Source organism: Vibrio sp. 1159 (assembly GCF_033340395.1).
Lineage (GTDB): Bacteria > Pseudomonadota > Gammaproteobacteria > Enterobacterales > Vibrionaceae > Vibrio > Vibrio alginolyticus.
The window spans coordinates 1-16,255 of record NZ_JAWOWL010000058.1 but is presented as its reverse complement, the minus strand read 5'-3'; the positions used below and the strand labels follow the sequence as shown (position 1 = coordinate 16,255).

Sequence of the window (16,255 nt, the reverse complement as noted above, 5' to 3'; positions counted from 1 at the left end):
GCTAGCGAACTTCGAAAATTGAGACCACACCAAAGCGCAAACCCTTTAAACATGGGCATGTTCATGAATTTTCCCTGGCGTTAACCCCGAATTACGCACTCGCAGAACAAGTTTCATTTAACGATCCTGACATCAAAGCAACTTACGAAACCTTTCCATCTCCAAATGGGCATGGAGAAGGGCGTGGTTATTTGGTGATGCCACAGAAGAAGACCTTAAAATCGCCGACCGTGTTGGTGATTCATGAAAACCGAGGTCTGAACCCTTATATCAAAGATGTCGCAAGACGACTTGCAAAAGACGGCTTTATTGCTTTCGCTCCAGACGCGCTTTATCCACTCGGCGGCTATCCGGGGAACGACGATGAAGGTCGCGCGATGCAGAAAGAGATGGACAGAGCCAAGATCGAGCAAGACTTTATTGCAGCCGCTAACTTCCTCAAACAATACGAGGGTGGCAACGGTAAATTGGGCGCGGTTGGATTCTGCTTCGGTGGATACATTGTCAATATGCTTGCAGCGGTAATGCCTGAAGAGCTCGATGCAGGTGTGCCTTTTTATGGAACACCAGCGGCACAAGAGATCCAAAAGCAAGTCAAAGGACCGTTGATGATTCATTTTGCAGGGCTCGATAAGCGTGTTAACGACACATGGCCTGCCTATGAGCAGCAGTTAATCGCGACCGACGCACAGTATCAAGCGTTAATGTATGAAAACGTCAACCACGGCTTCCATAACGACTCAACGGCACGCTACGCACCGGAAGAAGCAGCACTCGCTTGGGAACGTACACTCGGCTTCTTCAAAGAACATCTCGCCTCTAGTTAAAACGCTTCAGCTTTAGTTGGCACATTCCTTGTTATGTCTCTCTTAGTGAGTGAGATATAAACAAGGAATGTGCATGACTCAATCAACGTCAAAAACACCCATCATAGTATGCTGTGATAGCCTCGAAGAGCAGGCTCGATTGTCCGGCTTATTGAGCAAAGATTACGACAACATCATCGGCTGCCAATTGGCACAACTAGAAACGTTAATGCAACGAGAACCGTCGGCAAGCGTTGTGGTTGGATGGCAGCAACCAACCGCGGAACTGCGTTTGATCGTCGATTTCTGCCGCAGAAAATCGGCACCACTTCTTATCGTCTTAAAGCAATTATCATCCAATGATATCAATCGTTTATCAGAAAAAATGGACTATGTTCTTATGCCGCACGATAGTGAGTTTGCACTTCAACCTTGGATTGAACATGCGACATTAGTGAGAGCGAAATTCGAAAGTATGCAATCGGAAATTGAATCGCTGACCCATAAGATCGAAGAGCGCAAGCTGGTGGAAAAAGCGAAAGGTCTGCTGATGAAGATGCACAGCGTTGATGAAGAACAGGCTTATAAAGCGCTAAGAAATTCAGCCATGCAATCGAGCCAAACGCTCGCACAAGTTGCCAAGAATTTGATAACTACTTTGGAAGTGTTGGATTAGTCGTTCTACCACTTTGGGGGTAGAGTGCGTTTTCTAACGTGGTGCGTGTTGCACTATCAGCAAGCAATAACAGGGAATAACAAACGGCAAGATATTCTAATCTATTGTATTTACAGTGAAAAATAAGTTGGCACAGTAATTGGATTAGAAGAGTTGGGTTTATTGTTGAATCGCTTATCTCAATTATCAACGGCGGTAATTGCAGACTTAGCAACGGCGCTACTGCTCTTCGGAGTAGTGGCGCTTTTTTTATGGGAGCAAACCAATGAAATGGAGTTCGATGCTGAAAGTGTCAGCAATTTCGTTATCGGTATTCACCACGGTCAGCGTAAAGGCAGAGTTAGGTGAGCCAGAAATTGAAGACCTGAAGTTTGGTTTTATTAAGTTAACCGATATGGCACCGCTGGCGGTTGCTTATGAGAAAGGCTTTTTTGAAGACGAAGGGTTGTACGTCACTTTAGAAGCACAAGCAAACTGGAAGGTGCTATTAGACCGAGTCATCGACGGTGAGCTTGCTGGCGCGCACATGCTTGCTGGTCAGCCATTGGGCGCAACGATTGGTGTTGGCACAAAAGCAGAAGTGATTACTGCGTTCAGTATGGATTTGAACGGCAACGCAATCACGGTTTCCAATGATACTTGGGAGCAGATGAAGCAGTACATTCCAAAGCAACCAGATGGCAAACCTGTTCACCCAATCAAAGCGGACGCACTGAAGCCTGTGGTCGACAGCTATCTGGATAAAGGCAAACCTTTCAACATGGGTATGGTGTTCCCTGTATCGACGCACAACTATGAATTGCGATACTGGCTAGCGGCAGGTGGGATTCACCCAGGTTTTTACGCACCAGACTCAGGTGATAACAGTGGTCAGTTGGATGCTGACGTTCTTTTGAGTGTTACACCGCCACCACAGATGCCAGCAACAATGGAAGCGGGCACGATCAAAGGGTACTGCGTAGGCGAACCATGGAATCAGCAAGCCGTGTTCAAAGGCATTGGTACGCCAGTCGTGACCGATTACGAGATCTGGAAGAACAACCCAGAGAAAGTGTTTGGTGTTTCCAAAGCTTGGGCTGAGAAGTATCCAAACACGCACATTCGCGTAGTGAAAGCCTTGATTCGAGCTGCACATTGGTTGGATGAAAACGACAATGCCAACCGCCAAGAAGCAGTGAAGATGCTATCAAAAAGCGAATACGTTGGAGCCGATGCCGAAGTTATCGCCAACTCGATGACCGGCACATTTGAATACGAGAAAGGCGACAAACGAGACGTGCCAGACTTCAACGTGTTCTTCCGTCATAACGCCACGTATCCGTATTACAGCGATGCGATTTGGTATCTGACTCAAATGCGTCGCTGGGGACAAATCTCAAGCGAGAAATCCGATGATTGGTACATGGATGTGGCGAAAGAGGTGTACCGTCCAGATATCTACCAACAAGCAGCTCAAGCGCTAATTGAAGATGGAGTGTTGAGCAAAAAAGACTTCCCAGATTTTAGTGCTGAAGATGGTTTCCGTGCGCCACAAACACACTTTATCGACAACATCGTTTATGACGGTCGCGAGCCAAATAAATATCTAGAGAAGTTCTCTATCGGGCTTAAAGGAAAAGACAAGGTTTAACCATAACGATAAACGCCACAGGCGAGGGAATTCGCTTGTGGCAACAAGGATGTAAATTTCTTAGGAGTGAGTATGTCTAGTAATGTCATTTCCCTGTTTCCTGCTAAGCAGGTAGTGAACCGAAGTCGGTTGGTGCTTTTGCCCGTCATTGGCTTGCTGATCTTTTTGGCAATGTGGCACTTAGCAGCGAGAGAAGTGCAAACCTCATTAGGTACGCTACCGGGACCTGTGCAAACTTTTCAGCAGTTCAGCAACCTTGTCGATGACCATTGGCAAGAGCGAGAAAAGGAACAAGCGTTTATCGAGCGTCAGGAAAAGCGTAATGCTGCGAAGTTAGCGAAGAATCCAGACGCGGAAGTGAAGATTCGTCCTTACACAGGTAAACCGACGTTTTTCGACCAAATCGTGACTAGCTTAGTGACTGTGACCGCGGGCTTTCTGCTGGCGACGATTATCGCGATTCCACTTGGCATCGTGCTTGGTCTTAATCAAGGGCTGTATCAAGCGTTCAACCCAATCATTCAACTGCTCAAGCCCGTATCACCTTTAGCTTGGCTGCCTATCGTCACTATGGTTGTAAGTGCCACTTATGTGAGTGATGACCCGATGTTTGCTAAGTCGTTCATCAACTCTCTGATCACTGTAGCGCTGTGTAGCTTATGGCCGACGCTGATTAATACCGCAGTGGGTGTAACGAGCGTTGATAAAGACTTAATCAACGTGAGCAAAGTGCTCCAACTTTCGTGGTGGCAGCATATACGCACCATCGTTTTACCTTCTGCCATTCCAATGATCTTCACTGGTTTACGTCTCTCTTTAGGTATCGCTTGGATGGTATTGATTGCGGCAGAAATGCTCGCTCAGAACCCAGGGTTGGGCAAGTTCGTTTGGGATGAGTTCCAGAACGGCAGCTCGGCATCATTGGGTCGCATCATGGTGGCAGTCATCACTATTGGTTTTATCGGTTTGATGCTCGATAGAGGCATGCTGCAACTTCAAAAGTGGCTGTCTTGGAATAAACAACAAGCGTTGAGATAAGGGAAAAGATCATGGAAAAAGCATTATTAGATCTAACGCGTTTAGGGATGCGATTCCCAACGCCAGATGGTGAGTTCATCGCGCTTAAGAACGTCGATTTACAAATCAATAAAGGTGAGTTTGTATCGCTGATTGGTCACTCTGGTTGTGGTAAATCAACGGTATTGAACTTAGTCGCAGGGCTACACATGCCAACAGATGGTGGTGTGATCGTTGATGGACGAGAGGTGGCAGGACCGGGACCCGACCGCGCGGTTGTGTTCCAAAACCATTCACTATTGCCTTGGCTCACTGTGTATCAAAACGTTGAGCTCGCAGTAAAGCAAATTGCCGGCAAAAAGGGCAAAGCGTGGATTCAGGAACAAGTGAACCACTATTTAGAGTTGATTCAAATGCAGCATGCTGCGCACAAAAAGCCGGATGAAATCTCGGGCGGTATGAAGCAGCGAGTCGGCATCGCCAGAGCACTGGCACTTCAACCAAAGGTTCTGCTGATGGATGAACCATTTGGCGCGTTGGATGCGCTAACACGCGCGCATTTGCAGGATGCACTGATGAAGATTCAAGCCGAGCTAAACAATACCGTCATCATGATTACCCACGACGTGGATGAAGCGGTGCTGCTCTCCGACAAAATCGTGATGATGACTAACGGACCGGCGGCAACTATTGGTGAAGTGTTAGAAGTGAATCTGCCTCGCCCTCGTGAGCGTGTCGCACTGGCTGATGATGCGCAGTATCAGAAGTGTCGACAAGCCGTGTTGAAGTTTCTTTACGAGAAGCAATCCAAAGTCGAGATTCCTGTTTCGAAAGAAGACAAACCCAAAACCGCAGCGCAAACGGCATAAGGAGGCAGCGATGAACAGTCCTTTAACTATTCCAGTAAAGAACGCATTGAGCCACATCGTTGTGGTAGGTAACGGTATGGTCGGGCAACACCTCGTCGAGCAATTAGTGCAGAAAAACGCGCATTTGGAGCACCGAATTACCGTGATTGGTGCAGAGCGTTTTATCGCGTATGACCGTGTACAGTTGTCCTCTTTATTTGCGGGTAAGTCTCATGATGATTTGATGCTGAGTAACCAAGAATGGTACGACATGCATGGCATCCAACTCGTACTTGGCAGCCAAGTAACAGGCATCGACAGAGAGCAAAAGCGCATTCTGCTTGATGGTGAAGATGTGCTGGGTTACGACCAACTTGTGCTCGCGACCGGTTCTTACCCGTTTGTGCCTCCAATCGAAGGTAAAGACCGCGACAACGTGTTTGTTTACCGCACGCTTGATGACCTTTCACAAATCAAGAAGGCATGTGAAGGCGCAAGAACAGGCGCAGTGATTGGTGGTGGCTTGTTGGGTTTAGAAGCGGCAAACGCACTCAAACTATTGGGGTTAGAAACTCACGTTATCGAATTTGCACCCCGCCTGATGCCCGTGCAGTTGGACGATGGTGCTGGCTTAGTGCTAAAAGAGAAGATTGAAGCGCTAGGGCTAACCGTGCATACCTCAACGGGGACGGAGCGAATCTGCGATGGTGAAACGGCTAAGCATCGTATGGTGTTTAAAGACAAAGATCCTCTCGAAGTGGATGTGATTGTCTTTTCCGCAGGGATTCGCCCTCAAGATGAGTTGGCAAGGCTGGCTGAGCTAGAAGTCGGGGAGCGAGGCGGCATTGTGATTAATAACCAATGCCAAACCAGCGATGAGAACATATACGCGATTGGCGAATGTGCCCTTTGGGAACAGAAGATCTTTGGTTTAGTCGCTCCCGGTTACACCATGGCGAGAACCACTGCCGATGTCTTGACTGGGATGCCGAGCGAAGGTTTTAAAGGTGCAGACATGAGCACCAAACTTAAGCTGCTTGGGGTGGATGTGGCGTCTATCGGCGATGCGCAAATGCAAACCGAAGGCGCACAAGAAATGGTATTGCAAGATGCGGTTGCAGGCATCTACAAAAAGCTGGTGGTTGATGCGAGCGGCACCCAATTGCTTGGTGCGATTCTCGTTGGTGACAACAGCGATTACGATGCGCTCTTACAGTGTTATTTGAACAAAACGGTCCTGCCAGACCACGCGGCGAACCTGCTGTTTGATACTGGAATGCTGGATGGAGAGATGCCAGACAGCGCCATCATCTGCTCTTGTCACAACGTCACAAAAGGCGACTTAGTTGCCGAGATTCAAGCTGGCACTACCAACCTGACGGACCTTAAAGCCAACACCAAAGCCGGTACTGGCTGTGGTGGCTGTAGCAATATGGTGAAGTCGGTATTGGATACTCAATTGGCAGCCATGGGGGTAGAGGTTAACAACGACCTTTGTGAGCACTTTGAGCTCAGTCGCCAAGAGATGTTCCATATTTGCCAAGTGGAACAAATCAAAGACTTCGACACCTTAATTGCACTGCATGGCAAAGGGCATGGGTGTGATATTTGTAAGCCGACAGCGGCATCTGTGTTTGCTTCTTTGTGGAATGAACACATCATGGAGCCACAGCATCAATCTCTGCAAGATTCTAATGATGCCTTTATGGCGAACCTACAAAAAGATGGCTCTTACTCGATTGTGCCTCGTGTTCCGGGTGGCGAAATCACACCAGACAAACTCATCGTGCTAGGCGAAGTCGCTCAGCAATACGATCTATACACCAAAATCACTGGCGGTCAACGCGTGGATTTATTTGGCGCGCAGTTAGAACAGCTTCCTGAAATCTGGCAAACCTTAATCGATGCCGGTTTTGAAACAGGGCACGCCTACGGTAAATCGGTGCGCACCGTGAAATCGTGTGTCGGTTCTACTTGGTGTCGTTATGGTGTTGATGATTCGGTTGGGTTAGCCATTGAGTTAGAGAACCGCTACAAAGGATTGCGAGCGCCCCATAAGCTTAAGTTTGCCGTATCGGGCTGTACTCGCGAGTGTGCAGAAGCGCAAAGTAAAGATATTGGGGTGATCGCTACTGAAAACGGCTGGAATCTATACGTTTGTGGTAATGGTGGCATGAGACCACGACACGCTGATTTGTTTGCATCTGACTTATCCAAATCAGAGTTGATCACCATGATCGACCGAGTATTGATGTTCTACGTCAGCACCGCAGATCGCTTGCAGCGCACGTCTGTGTGGATGGAGAACATGGAAGGGGGCCTAGATTACCTTAAACAAGTGATTTTGGATGACTCTCTGAATTTATGTGATTCTTTGGATGAACAAATGGCACGAGTCGTAGATACCTATCAATGTGAGTGGAAGAGTACGTTGGATAATCCTCAAAAATTGCAACGCTTCCGTCCTTTCTTGAACAGCACGTCGGGCAGCAAAGTCTTGCCGTACCAACGTGTGCGCGGTCAGCGTATTCCAGTGAAACGGGAGGTGTAAATGGCAGCTTTAACCAAAGTGAGATTGTGTCAGCTTGATGACCTAATGCCGTTCATCGGTGCCACGGTGTTGATTGAAGGCGAGCATGTCGCGTTATTCTACATTCCAGATAGCGGTGTTTACGCCGTTCAAGATTGGGACCCAATTGGTAACGCTTATGTGATGAGTCGAGGGATTGTCGGTGATATTGATGGTGAGATGTGTGTTGCATCGCCACTGTACAAACAGCATTTCAGTTTAAAGAGCGGGCAGTGTTTGGAAGACGAAGCGCACTGTCTAAAAACGTGGCAAGTAACGGTCGACGATAATCAGGTTTGTTATTTAGTCGAAGAATGATCCTAGAAATTTGCCTGCTTGATATGAATAAATTCTTAGCGTAAGAGATAAGCGAATAAAGCTCCAGAGACCACACGGTAAGGCTCTGGAGCTTTTAACTATTCGGAAGGATTCACTTGTAGTTCGGTATAGCCAGTCGAGTCGTCCATCGCTCTAGTGAACTCAAGTTCTGAGTAAGAATGGATGATCAATTCTACGGTAGTATCAATCACTGTGCCTTCCAACAAATGCCCACCCCAAACTCGTCCTTCACGATCAGACACCGAGATATGAACGTGTTGATGTTCAGCCGTTAGGGTTCCCATCACAGAGACAATTTCAAATGGCTCTTGTTTGGTTAACGTACTCTCTGCACCTGCCAAACGAAGGTTGAGGTCAGAGATACAACCAACGCATGAGGTAATCGAGCCTGCTTTGATACCGTACTGCTCGACCAATTTCGCTAGGCTCAGCTTTAAGTCCATGCCTTTGGTAAGACGTACTGCTATCACTTCAATCGACATGTTATTTCCTAATCAAAACCAGTAAGCAGGAAAGCGCCGTATCCAAGTCGGCATAACGTTTAGCTTTGCCAAGTACGCGCATACCTTGCATGTTGTTGAGAACAAAACGAGCGAGCTCTTCTGGTTTCAGCGTTTTTGGCACTAAGGTTTCTTTTTGCGCATTGGTCAGCGCATCCGCAATGATGTCGATAAGATGGTCAAACAAAAAATGCCCTTTACGCAGTACGTCATCGTCTTCGCCAGCGTGCTCAATCAACGCATTTTGAATAAAACACCCACAGTTGCGTTTGCGTTGCAGCTCAGCAAAAGATTTAAGGAACGATTCCAATTCAGGTAAAGACGCATCGTCTTTTTCCAAATCATTCAGTGACGGTAGCGAGACCTTTTTCAAGTAAGTATCGAGTGCTTCGTAGTAGAGCTGTTGCTTGTCACCATAGGTGTTGTAAAGACTGAAGCGGTTGATGTTCAACTCGTCGGTGAGATCCGAGATAGACGTGTTCGCAAAGCCCTTGCGCCAAAACACATCCATAGCCACGAGAAGCTTTTCATCTCGGTCGAAGTTGGCTTTTCTTGCCATAAATTACCTGCCTGGGTCTGCTTATTGGGTAATTGAATTGCTTTGGAGGGATGGTACAGAGAACCTCTAGCGTTCGAACTGAACCAATATGATGAATACCCATCTATTCTTGGGTATCAGCCCCCAAATTCATGTGAACTCACAAACGGCATCAAAAATCTCGCTCAGCAAACAGACCCACAACTGTTTGAAAATTTTTGATAGTGAAGTTCTTGACTGATCGTTTATAAACTGGCTACAGTATATCCTAACCAATCGGTTAGAAAAAGATAAAAGGATGTGAAATGAAGCTCTATGAAACCGCAATGACTCCAAGTTGTAAGCGAGTTAGCATTTTTCTAAAGGAAATCGGTGGCGAGGTTGAGCGAATTGCGCTGAACGTTCGTGAGGGCGATAACCTATCTGAACCGTTTAAATCGAAAAGCGTGAACGGCAAAGTGCCTTTACTGGAACTGGATGACGGCACGACGATCTGTGAAAGCGTGGCGATTTGTCGCTACCTAGATGAAGCGTTTGAAAATGATCTGGCGCTGTTTGGTGCAAACCAGCTCGAACGTGCTCAGGTGGAAATGTGGCATCGTGTGGTGGAGTTCCAAGGACTAAATGCGGCATTTCAGGCGTTTCGAAACATGACCGGAGTTTATGGAGACAGAGAACGTTGCGTTGAAGCATGGGGCGAAGAATCAAAACAACGCGTCTACGAATTTCTGCCTGTTTTAGACAAGCGCCTTGAACATAATGATTTTATCGCCGTAGACCATTTTACTATCGTCGATATAACAGGCTTTATTTTGATCAGTTTCGCAATTAAAGGCCTAGAAATTGATGTGCTATCGACGTCGCCAAACATTGCTCGATGGTATAACCAAATTTTAGCTAGACCTGCATTTCAGAGTTAATGTATTGCAGCGAGTGGATGATAGCTCGCTGCTACCACCTTACCGATTCTTAACTCAGCAGGATATTCAAATTTTTTCAGATTTTTCTTATTTTTTCTCCTATCGCCTATAATTGGAAAAACAACCTCAATTTGCTTCGTTGCGTTTTAGAGCCTTGGGCTCTTGGTCCGTAGACGCTCTCTTTCATCATGGAAAGTCTAATAATAGACAAGGAGAGGTCATGAGTATTCAAGTGAAAACTATCAATAATATTCTAATCGCCCTGTTAATGGTTTCGGTTTTTGGTCTATTCGCACTGTACCTCAATTACACACAGCAGAATGAACAGATTGAAAGGCTGCAAAGTCAGTTAATCGAAAAAGAGCATCAGATACTAATTTCTAATGAAGCGTTGTCTTACACTCGATATCAACACCAATTATTAGCCGAAGACTACAGCCGTTTTAGAAATGAGCAGTCAGTGACTAGTGTTTTGCGTTAGCCAGTAAAGCAACCGTATTAAGGAGGAAGATGAAACCCATTCTTTTGGTCGATGATAGTAAAACAGTACTGCTTTACATCAGCAGTGCATTGGAAAAGCAGGGCTATGAAGTGGTTGCAGTTGAAGACGGAAGAGCGGCGCTTGAGGTGCTAACCCACCGCCCTGATATTCAGTTTGTGCTGAGTGATTTAATGATGCCTGGAATTAATGGTATTGAATTGTGTCGCCAATTAAAATCTAAAGTTAGCGAACGTTACATTTTCTTTGTTCTACTGTCTTCTAGAAATGACCAAAGTTCGATCGTGAAAGGCATTGATGCTGGCGCAGATGATTTCGTAGATAAGAAGACGTCTGTAGAGGAACTTCAGGCCAGAATCCGTGCGGGGTTTCGTACTTTAGAACTGCACAACAAACTCGTTGAGAGAAATAAAGAGCTAGATGCGGCCTATCAAACAATTCACCAAGACCTACAGTCTGCTAGTCATCTGATGGAGCAACTACTCCCTGCTGAATCAACTATTCAGAATGTAAATTTTAGCTATGTCTACAAACCATGCTCCCAGATTGGTGGTGATATGTTGGGGTATTTGGAGCTCGATGAACGACATGTTGCGTTTTATGTATTTGATGTTTCTGGTCATGGTATTTCTTCAGCTTTGATGGCTTTTTCTATTCAACAGACGCTATCTCAAAGTCAGGGGCCTGATTCGATCACGATGGAGTTGAGAGATGACGGCTATTGCGTAAGTGAGCCTGCATCTGTGATTGAACGGCTAAATCGGCGTTATCAGCAAACTAGAAACAGTCAACTTTACTTTACTATGGCTTACGCCATTCTTAACACAAAATCAGGGCAACTTAGCTATTGCACGGCTGGCCACCCCAGGATCTTAGTTTGGCGAACGAGTACGAAAACGATGGAACAGATAGGTGACGATAACTTTATCGTTGGTGCAATGCAGCCGATGGAATATATCGGTAACCAAATTAGTCTGGATGAGGGCGATGCATTGTGGCTTTATTCGGATGGTTTGATTGAAGCGAGGCAGGGTGAGGAGATGTTTTCACTACAACGATTGGCATCGAGTATAAAAGTTGTTTGCACGCTGACAGTTGAAGACCAAGTGGGAGACGTCTTTAAAAAAGTACAATCTTGGCATAACGAAGATGAGTTTGATGATGATGCCAGCCTTTTACAGGTAAAATGGCATGGTGAGAGGCTCGATTTTAAGGAAAAGAATGTCAAAGAGCGAATTTAAACGAACTTACGGGAGCTCCCTTACTCACTCACGAAGTGCGAGCAAAGACGTTGTTCGGTTTTTGATGGGTCATCAAATCCCCTTAAATGCAATTCAATCATTGGAGCTTTGTGTCGTTGAACTCATGAATAACGCTTATATTCATTCTTACAGTGAAATAGAAGGCCTACCAATTGAAGTGGAGTGTAGGGTTGGGGATGACCAAGTGTCCGGTTTCGTGGAACTGAGAGTCTCTGATTGCGGAGCGCCGATCAATGAAAAGACGTTCATCCAACATAAAAATAAACAGATTGAGGCACCTAACTTAATGGATGACGATAGTTGGTCCTCCTCAGGTCGCGGACTGATGTTAGTCGCTCAATTATCTGACCTGTTTACATTGGAAAAAGGTTTCGAAAACAATACGTTTGTTGTAGTGAAAAGGAATAGGGAGAGAAACTAACAACCAAGCAAAGTCGATTTGCTTCACTTGGTCCCTAGCGTTAATCTGACGGTTGCGTTGTATATCATTGTTATTTTGTATTCGTTGTTGGTGCCGGTGATAGTAACGCCTCCAACTCTTCTGGTGTTAGAATATCACTGATGTTTAACATATTACTTTCATCATCTAGCGCCATCTTTGTACGGCTAAGTAAGTACCTTTTTTGAGTTGGTGTTAAGTCTTTGAGAGACTCAATCAACTCCCTGAAATTGCTATTATTCATTGCCATATTTCCCCCAGTTAAGCCTTGAATTTCTTTATTGCATATTCTTCAAGTAAGTGAAGATTTGTTGATTAATTGCAGCTAGCTCTTTAGTAACTATAGCTATATCTGAGCTATCTGGCGCTGTATCGTTTCTGGTTTTTTCTTCTATTCTTTGAAACGCAATGACCGCGGTGTCTTCTCCGAAACTCTCTAAAATGCCCTTTAAACTATGAGCTAATAGATAGAGTTCTGACCAACATTTGCTTGCATATAGCTCATCTATACGCTCTATATCATTCGTGTGATCTTCAAGGTATGTAGAAAAAACAGTGACGATCAGATCTACGTCGTTATCCATGTATGTATTGAGAACATCAAAATTAATCATGTATACCCCTATTAAACGTTGAGGTAGAGGAATGTTTCGGATAATGAAGGCTTAGCCGAAGGTATGAATGGCATAACCAGTATTTGAGCAGAAATAGTTTGCTTGTCGCTTGAGATAAACTTACAAAAAGAAAGTCATTGTTAAAGATATTTTGACTTATATCCAAACGGCAATGGTCGAAATGTAGGGATGAAAAAACTTCAACTCGCGTGTTTTTAACACAAGTAGCAAAGGGGATGTTTCCAAGTAAAACGCCGAGTCGGTAAGTGTCTTGCAGTCCTAGTTTAAGGCTATCGTTACATACGGACGCCAGACGTTCGCCAACTTTGACTATTCCTTCAGTCAAGGCTAACTCTCCTCATTAAGTACAAGTATAAATTAGCAATCTAGTTGCATATTGGCAAGTAATCTACGGCAAAAAAGGAACTCGCGTCCCTTTTGTATTACTAGCTTTGCTTAGAGTCCTGTTCTATTTGCTTCATAAGCTCGTTGGCTTTCTTCATAGCGCGTCTTGCGCTTGAAGTCCTTCGCTTATTAAGCAATATATCGGAGAAGCGTAAGTATTTATCAGCAGTTTTGAATCTTAAATCGTTAACATCCTGAAAACCAATAGGAAAGTTTTTCGAGAACAGATCCACATCCTTCACCAAGTTATCGAGATGAGTTGTCGTCCTTGCCTTTTCTAGGCGAGAATAAAAGTTTTCAAACTCTTCTTGGAACAGGATTCTAGCGGCATCTTCTGGAAACGGTAGAGGGCTGTTGGAATCTAGCGCTGTCTCATATAATTTCATTTCCAGCACTGCATCTTTCATCGCATTACTTATCTGTAAGTTCTCTTGATGCTCTTCTACGTTTGAAAAGAAGGTGTTCCCAACCTTAATAAGAGCAACAAGTGCAGCTGCGTCTTTCTTTTTGAGTGCTTCAGTGAGGTGCTGACCGAAAACATCGCTAGATAACGAACTTGGCGTGAAAGGATAACCTTGATGAATCTGATTTAACTCATCCTTGAGCTCATAGATGGATTTACTGCCGTCTTCTTTACTGTACCGAGACTTTTCAAGTTGACTGTTGATTTGCCTTGCTATCGAAAGTAACGTGGAGTGCTTGCTTGACTGAATATCTAAGGCAAGAACTTCTATTTTATGTGAGTCAGGGTAGTAGGTTTTTGCTTTATCAAGTATGGACTCAATTTCATCATAATTCGGGTAGTTGTTGGCATCAGAATTCAAAACCTGATCAATTTCAGATTCAAACTCGCTGAGAATATAGGTCTTGTGTAAGCGTAATAAGCCAGCCTTAACGACTGGATGTAAGCTTTTTTCACTATCAATCAGTGCCAAACTTTTTTCTGCTGGCGTATCAAGCTGCCACTCTTGTCCGGCAATTTGATCATTTTGCTTGCTAATAACGGTTTCCAAATTGGCGATGGTTTCTTGTTGCTGCTGATAACCAAATACAATGCCGCTAACTAATAATATACTCGCTGCCGCGCCGCTAGCGATAGGCCAATAGCGCATATTCAATTTGCGTTTCAACTGCTCAGGGGTCAGCTCGTTCGGAATGATGCCAGTTGAAAATACGCTTGAAAATATTGGCCACTTAGATGCAGGCATGTTAGTTGGTTTAGAGACCTTGATCTTCTTTTTGAGAGCTTCATTAACTGGAGTTCTTGCGTAAGGGTGTTTGCAACTCAATAGCTCGTAAGCAATACAAAATAGAGCAAACATATCGTCGCTTAAGTTCGGTTCCTTACCGGATAACAGGTTGAGTGATGCATAGTTGGGAGTATAACCAAGCGTTTCAACATTTTCGGATTTACGTTTAGCCGCATATTGATCCTGCTTTAATTGATGAGTTTTAGATACACCAAAATCAAGCAACTTAACGTTACCCTCAGACGTTAAAATCACATTAGCGGGCTTTAGGTCGGCGTGCACTACACCAAGAGAGTGAGCATATGAGAGTGCATCGAGTACCTGATTTAGGATTGATAAAGTTGCATTAAACTTCAGCCCATGGGGCCTAGAACGCTGTATTAAACTCTCTAATGTTTCTCCGTTAATATACTCCATAACTAAAAAGTATATTTCGCCATCAACACCAAAATCAAAAACCCTAATGATATTAGGGTGGCTTAACCTTTGAGTTTGTTGAGCTTCACGTATTAACATGCGTGCAGTCTCTGGTTGAGAAGCAAACTCTTTCTGTAATATTTTTAACGCAACGTAGGGTGTTTCTGAACCTGAAGATTCAAGAATCTTATCTTTAGCTAAGTAAACATCGCAAAGCCCACCATGCCCAATAACCGACTCAATTTCATACCGATTTTTAACGGTCGTTCCTATTAAGCTTTCGTTAATAACATCTTTGTTATTATTTAATGAGTCATCTTTATTGTTTTTTTTCTTATTAACTAACGGAGTGTTTTCTTTTTGAGACAGTTTTGTATTTGTTTCATTTTTATTTTTAACGGAGGTTTCATTATTAGTGAGTTTGGTTGATTTAATTGCATTGTCTCGTTTTTGAGTCTTTACAATTTTAGTTTTATCTCCGCTTTCTTCGTTATTTATAGAATTGTTTTTATTACTGTCTTCCATCACAAGAACTCCGTATAAATGATGGGGGAATATATACCTTTCTGCTCAATGAAAAGTCATTATGTTAGAATTTCTCGGCCAAACTAACATTCGTTTTTTTATTGATGAAAGTCTAAGTGTCAAAAATTTGAACTTGGTTGGATAATTAAAATTGTTGAACAATACGTGATTGCTTTGATAAAAAAATGATTCATTATTCCGTGCATGATTTTCAATGGCAGTATTAAGGTTTTTATTAATCTTACTGTTAATAAGAAAGCAGTTAATAATAAAATTAAAAATAATATCTAGCAGGTCTTTGGCGAGGTTTACATGAAGTTGGTTTTAACCATAACAAGTTTTCACAAATTTACTCCAGAGATTGAGAGTGAGTTCGTGTTTGAATCAAGTGATGAACATGCCAAGGTTACATTTGGTAGGTCTGAACAATGTGATTGGACACTACCAGATCCTGAAAGAGTGGTATCCGGAACCCACGGAGAACTGATTAAGTTTGGTGACAAATACTTGATAAAAGACCTCTCAACTAATGGTACTTTTGTAAATAATGCTGTAACTCCTGTGGGTCAAGGAAATGAAATAGCACTAAGCGATGACGATATGGTTAGCTTAGGGGATTATCAAATTTCAGTTTCTATTCAAACAGATACAGATGTATTCAGTCTTGAGACAAGTAAAAGTCTTTCTAGCGCACCCCCTGAAGTAGTCTCAAGTCCATCGGAAGCAGAATTTGTTGACCTAGGCCTTAGTGCTAGTGAACTCTTAAACGAAAGTGTTCCTTCTGACTTTCAGCTAGATATTGGTTTAGTCGATGATTTTATTGATATCCCAAAGCCCGAAAAACAGAGCACCGTATCTGAAACTTTACCGAAAGTTAACCGACAATCAGAACACCTATCGACTCCCAACTTTGATACCAATGGGGGCTTTGTTGCTTAAATCGATGGAACTAAATCAAGAAGCTACGATCTGATCGGCTACACCCATTAATCGTCGTAGCC

The 16,255-nt window shown here is 44.1% G+C and carries 15 protein-coding genes and 2 pseudogenes; 12 read left to right on the top strand and 5 right to left on the bottom strand.

Going from position 1 to position 16,255, the window contains the following annotated elements:
- Positions 1-77 precede the first annotated feature (77 nt).
- The 7 genes and pseudogenes from R7127_RS25305 to nirD form a co-directional block, all read left to right on the top strand.
- Positions 78-827, top strand: a pseudogene (locus R7127_RS25305) (dienelactone hydrolase family protein); the annotation flags it as partial.
- Positions 828-900: 73 nt separating this feature from the next.
- The gene (locus R7127_RS25300; RefSeq protein ID WP_206971197.1) at positions 901-1,482 is read left to right on the top strand and encodes an ANTAR domain-containing response regulator; all 582 of its coding nucleotides are present in this window, start codon (positions 901-903) and stop codon (positions 1,480-1,482) included.
- A gap of 265 nt (positions 1,483-1,747) precedes the next feature.
- On the top strand, positions 1,748-3,112 hold the full coding sequence (locus R7127_RS25295; RefSeq protein WP_005375887.1) for a CmpA/NrtA family ABC transporter substrate-binding protein: 1,365 nt from the start codon (positions 1,748-1,750) through the stop codon (positions 3,110-3,112).
- Between the two features lie 72 nt (positions 3,113-3,184).
- On the top strand, positions 3,185-4,150 hold the full coding sequence (locus R7127_RS25290; RefSeq protein WP_053303689.1) for an ABC transporter permease: 966 nt from the start codon (positions 3,185-3,187) through the stop codon (positions 4,148-4,150).
- 11 nt (positions 4,151-4,161) lie between these two features.
- Positions 4,162-4,998: an ABC transporter ATP-binding protein gene (locus R7127_RS25285; RefSeq protein WP_053053060.1), complete on the top strand. Its 837-nt coding sequence runs from the start codon at positions 4,162-4,164 to the stop codon at positions 4,996-4,998.
- A gap of 10 nt (positions 4,999-5,008) precedes the next feature.
- A complete protein-coding gene (gene nirB, locus R7127_RS25280; protein ID WP_206971196.1) occupies positions 5,009-7,528 on the top strand; it encodes a nitrite reductase large subunit NirB in 2,520 nt (839 codons plus the stop codon).
- Positions 7,529-7,864, top strand: coding sequence for a nitrite reductase small subunit NirD (gene nirD, locus R7127_RS25275; protein WP_206971195.1), 336 nt, complete (start codon positions 7,529-7,531; stop codon positions 7,862-7,864).
- A 98-nt stretch (positions 7,865-7,962) separates the two neighbouring features.
- Here nirD and R7127_RS25270 read toward each other — a convergent pair whose 3' ends face one another.
- Positions 7,963-8,367 (bottom strand): PPC domain-containing DNA-binding protein, encoded by a 405-nt coding sequence (locus R7127_RS25270; protein WP_206971194.1) that lies wholly within the window; start codon positions 8,365-8,367, stop codon positions 7,963-7,965.
- A 1-nt stretch (position 8,368) separates the two neighbouring features.
- Positions 8,369-8,944, bottom strand: coding sequence for a TetR/AcrR family transcriptional regulator (locus R7127_RS25265; protein ID WP_005375904.1), 576 nt, complete (start codon positions 8,942-8,944; stop codon positions 8,369-8,371).
- A gap of 284 nt (positions 8,945-9,228) precedes the next feature.
- Between R7127_RS25265 and R7127_RS25260 the strand changes: the two genes are divergently transcribed.
- The 4 genes from R7127_RS25260 to R7127_RS25245 all read left to right on the top strand — a co-directional run bounded on the left by R7127_RS25260 (position 9,229) and on the right by R7127_RS25245 (position 12,025).
- Entirely contained in the window at positions 9,229-9,843 is a 615-nt protein-coding gene (locus R7127_RS25260) for a glutathione S-transferase family protein (RefSeq protein ID WP_005375905.1), read from the top strand.
- A gap of 220 nt (positions 9,844-10,063) precedes the next feature.
- Complete coding sequence (locus R7127_RS25255) at positions 10,064-10,324, top strand: hypothetical protein (protein ID WP_017820228.1); 261 nt, start codon at positions 10,064-10,066, stop codon at positions 10,322-10,324.
- A 29-nt stretch (positions 10,325-10,353) separates the two neighbouring features.
- Positions 10,354-11,583, top strand: a complete 1,230-nt coding sequence (locus R7127_RS25250) for a PP2C family protein-serine/threonine phosphatase (protein WP_064376518.1) — start codon at positions 10,354-10,356, stop codon at positions 11,581-11,583.
- A complete protein-coding gene (locus R7127_RS25245) occupies positions 11,564-12,025 on the top strand; it encodes an ATP-binding protein (protein ID WP_025998580.1) in 462 nt (153 codons plus the stop codon). The genes R7127_RS25250 and R7127_RS25245 overlap by 20 nt, the downstream gene beginning before the upstream one ends.
- Before the next feature lie 70 nt (positions 12,026-12,095).
- Here R7127_RS25245 and R7127_RS25240 read toward each other — a convergent pair whose 3' ends face one another.
- From R7127_RS25240 to R7127_RS25230, 3 genes are all read right to left on the bottom strand, one after another.
- The gene (locus R7127_RS25240; RefSeq protein ID WP_025767706.1) at positions 12,096-12,287 is read right to left on the bottom strand and encodes a hypothetical protein; all 192 of its coding nucleotides are present in this window, start codon (positions 12,285-12,287) and stop codon (positions 12,096-12,098) included.
- A gap of 34 nt (positions 12,288-12,321) precedes the next feature.
- Positions 12,322-12,657, bottom strand: a complete 336-nt coding sequence (locus tag R7127_RS25235; protein ID WP_031781126.1) for an Hpt domain-containing protein — start codon at positions 12,655-12,657, stop codon at positions 12,322-12,324.
- 446 nt (positions 12,658-13,103) lie between these two features.
- Complete coding sequence (locus tag R7127_RS25230) at positions 13,104-15,254, bottom strand: serine/threonine-protein kinase (RefSeq protein WP_033907005.1); 2,151 nt, start codon at positions 15,252-15,254, stop codon at positions 13,104-13,106.
- Between the two features lie 312 nt (positions 15,255-15,566).
- On the opposite strand from R7127_RS25230, the pseudogene tagH reads away from it, so the two are divergent.
- Positions 15,567-16,115, top strand: a pseudogene (gene tagH / locus R7127_RS25225) (type VI secretion system-associated FHA domain protein TagH); the annotation flags it as partial.
- Positions 16,116-16,255: the final 140 nt, after the last annotated feature.

What these genes read in the sequence shown, in the direction of transcription:
- R7127_RS25250 (WP_064376518.1), top strand. Translation starts at nt 10,354, where the DNA reads ATGAAACCCATTCTTTTGGTCGATGATAGTAAAACAGTACTGCTTTAC.
- R7127_RS25300 (WP_206971197.1), top strand. Translation starts at nt 901, where the DNA reads ATGACTCAATCAACGTCAAAAACACCCATCATAGTATGCTGTGATAGC.
- R7127_RS25240 (WP_025767706.1), bottom strand. Translation starts at nt 12,287, where the DNA reads ATGAATAATAGCAATTTCAGGGAGTTGATTGAGTCTCTCAAAGACTTA.
- R7127_RS25285 (WP_053053060.1), top strand. Translation starts at nt 4,162, where the DNA reads ATGGAAAAAGCATTATTAGATCTAACGCGTTTAGGGATGCGATTCCCA.
- R7127_RS25235 (WP_031781126.1), bottom strand. Translation starts at nt 12,657, where the DNA reads ATGATTAATTTTGATGTTCTCAATACATACATGGATAACGACGTAGAT.
- R7127_RS25290 (WP_053303689.1), top strand. Translation starts at nt 3,185, where the DNA reads ATGTCTAGTAATGTCATTTCCCTGTTTCCTGCTAAGCAGGTAGTGAAC.
- R7127_RS25270 (WP_206971194.1), bottom strand. Translation starts at nt 8,367, where the DNA reads ATGTCGATTGAAGTGATAGCAGTACGTCTTACCAAAGGCATGGACTTA.
- R7127_RS25265 (WP_005375904.1), bottom strand. Translation starts at nt 8,944, where the DNA reads ATGGCAAGAAAAGCCAACTTCGACCGAGATGAAAAGCTTCTCGTGGCT.
- R7127_RS25295 (WP_005375887.1), top strand. Translation starts at nt 1,748, where the DNA reads ATGAAATGGAGTTCGATGCTGAAAGTGTCAGCAATTTCGTTATCGGTA.
- R7127_RS25230 (WP_033907005.1), bottom strand. Translation starts at nt 15,254, where the DNA reads ATGGAAGACAGTAATAAAAACAATTCTATAAATAACGAAGAAAGCGGA.
- R7127_RS25255 (WP_017820228.1), top strand. Translation starts at nt 10,064, where the DNA reads ATGAGTATTCAAGTGAAAACTATCAATAATATTCTAATCGCCCTGTTA.
- nirB (WP_206971196.1), top strand. Translation starts at nt 5,009, where the DNA reads ATGAACAGTCCTTTAACTATTCCAGTAAAGAACGCATTGAGCCACATC.
- R7127_RS25260 (WP_005375905.1), top strand. Translation starts at nt 9,229, where the DNA reads ATGAAGCTCTATGAAACCGCAATGACTCCAAGTTGTAAGCGAGTTAGC.
- R7127_RS25245 (WP_025998580.1), top strand. Translation starts at nt 11,564, where the DNA reads ATGTCAAAGAGCGAATTTAAACGAACTTACGGGAGCTCCCTTACTCAC.
- nirD (WP_206971195.1), top strand. Translation starts at nt 7,529, where the DNA reads ATGGCAGCTTTAACCAAAGTGAGATTGTGTCAGCTTGATGACCTAATG.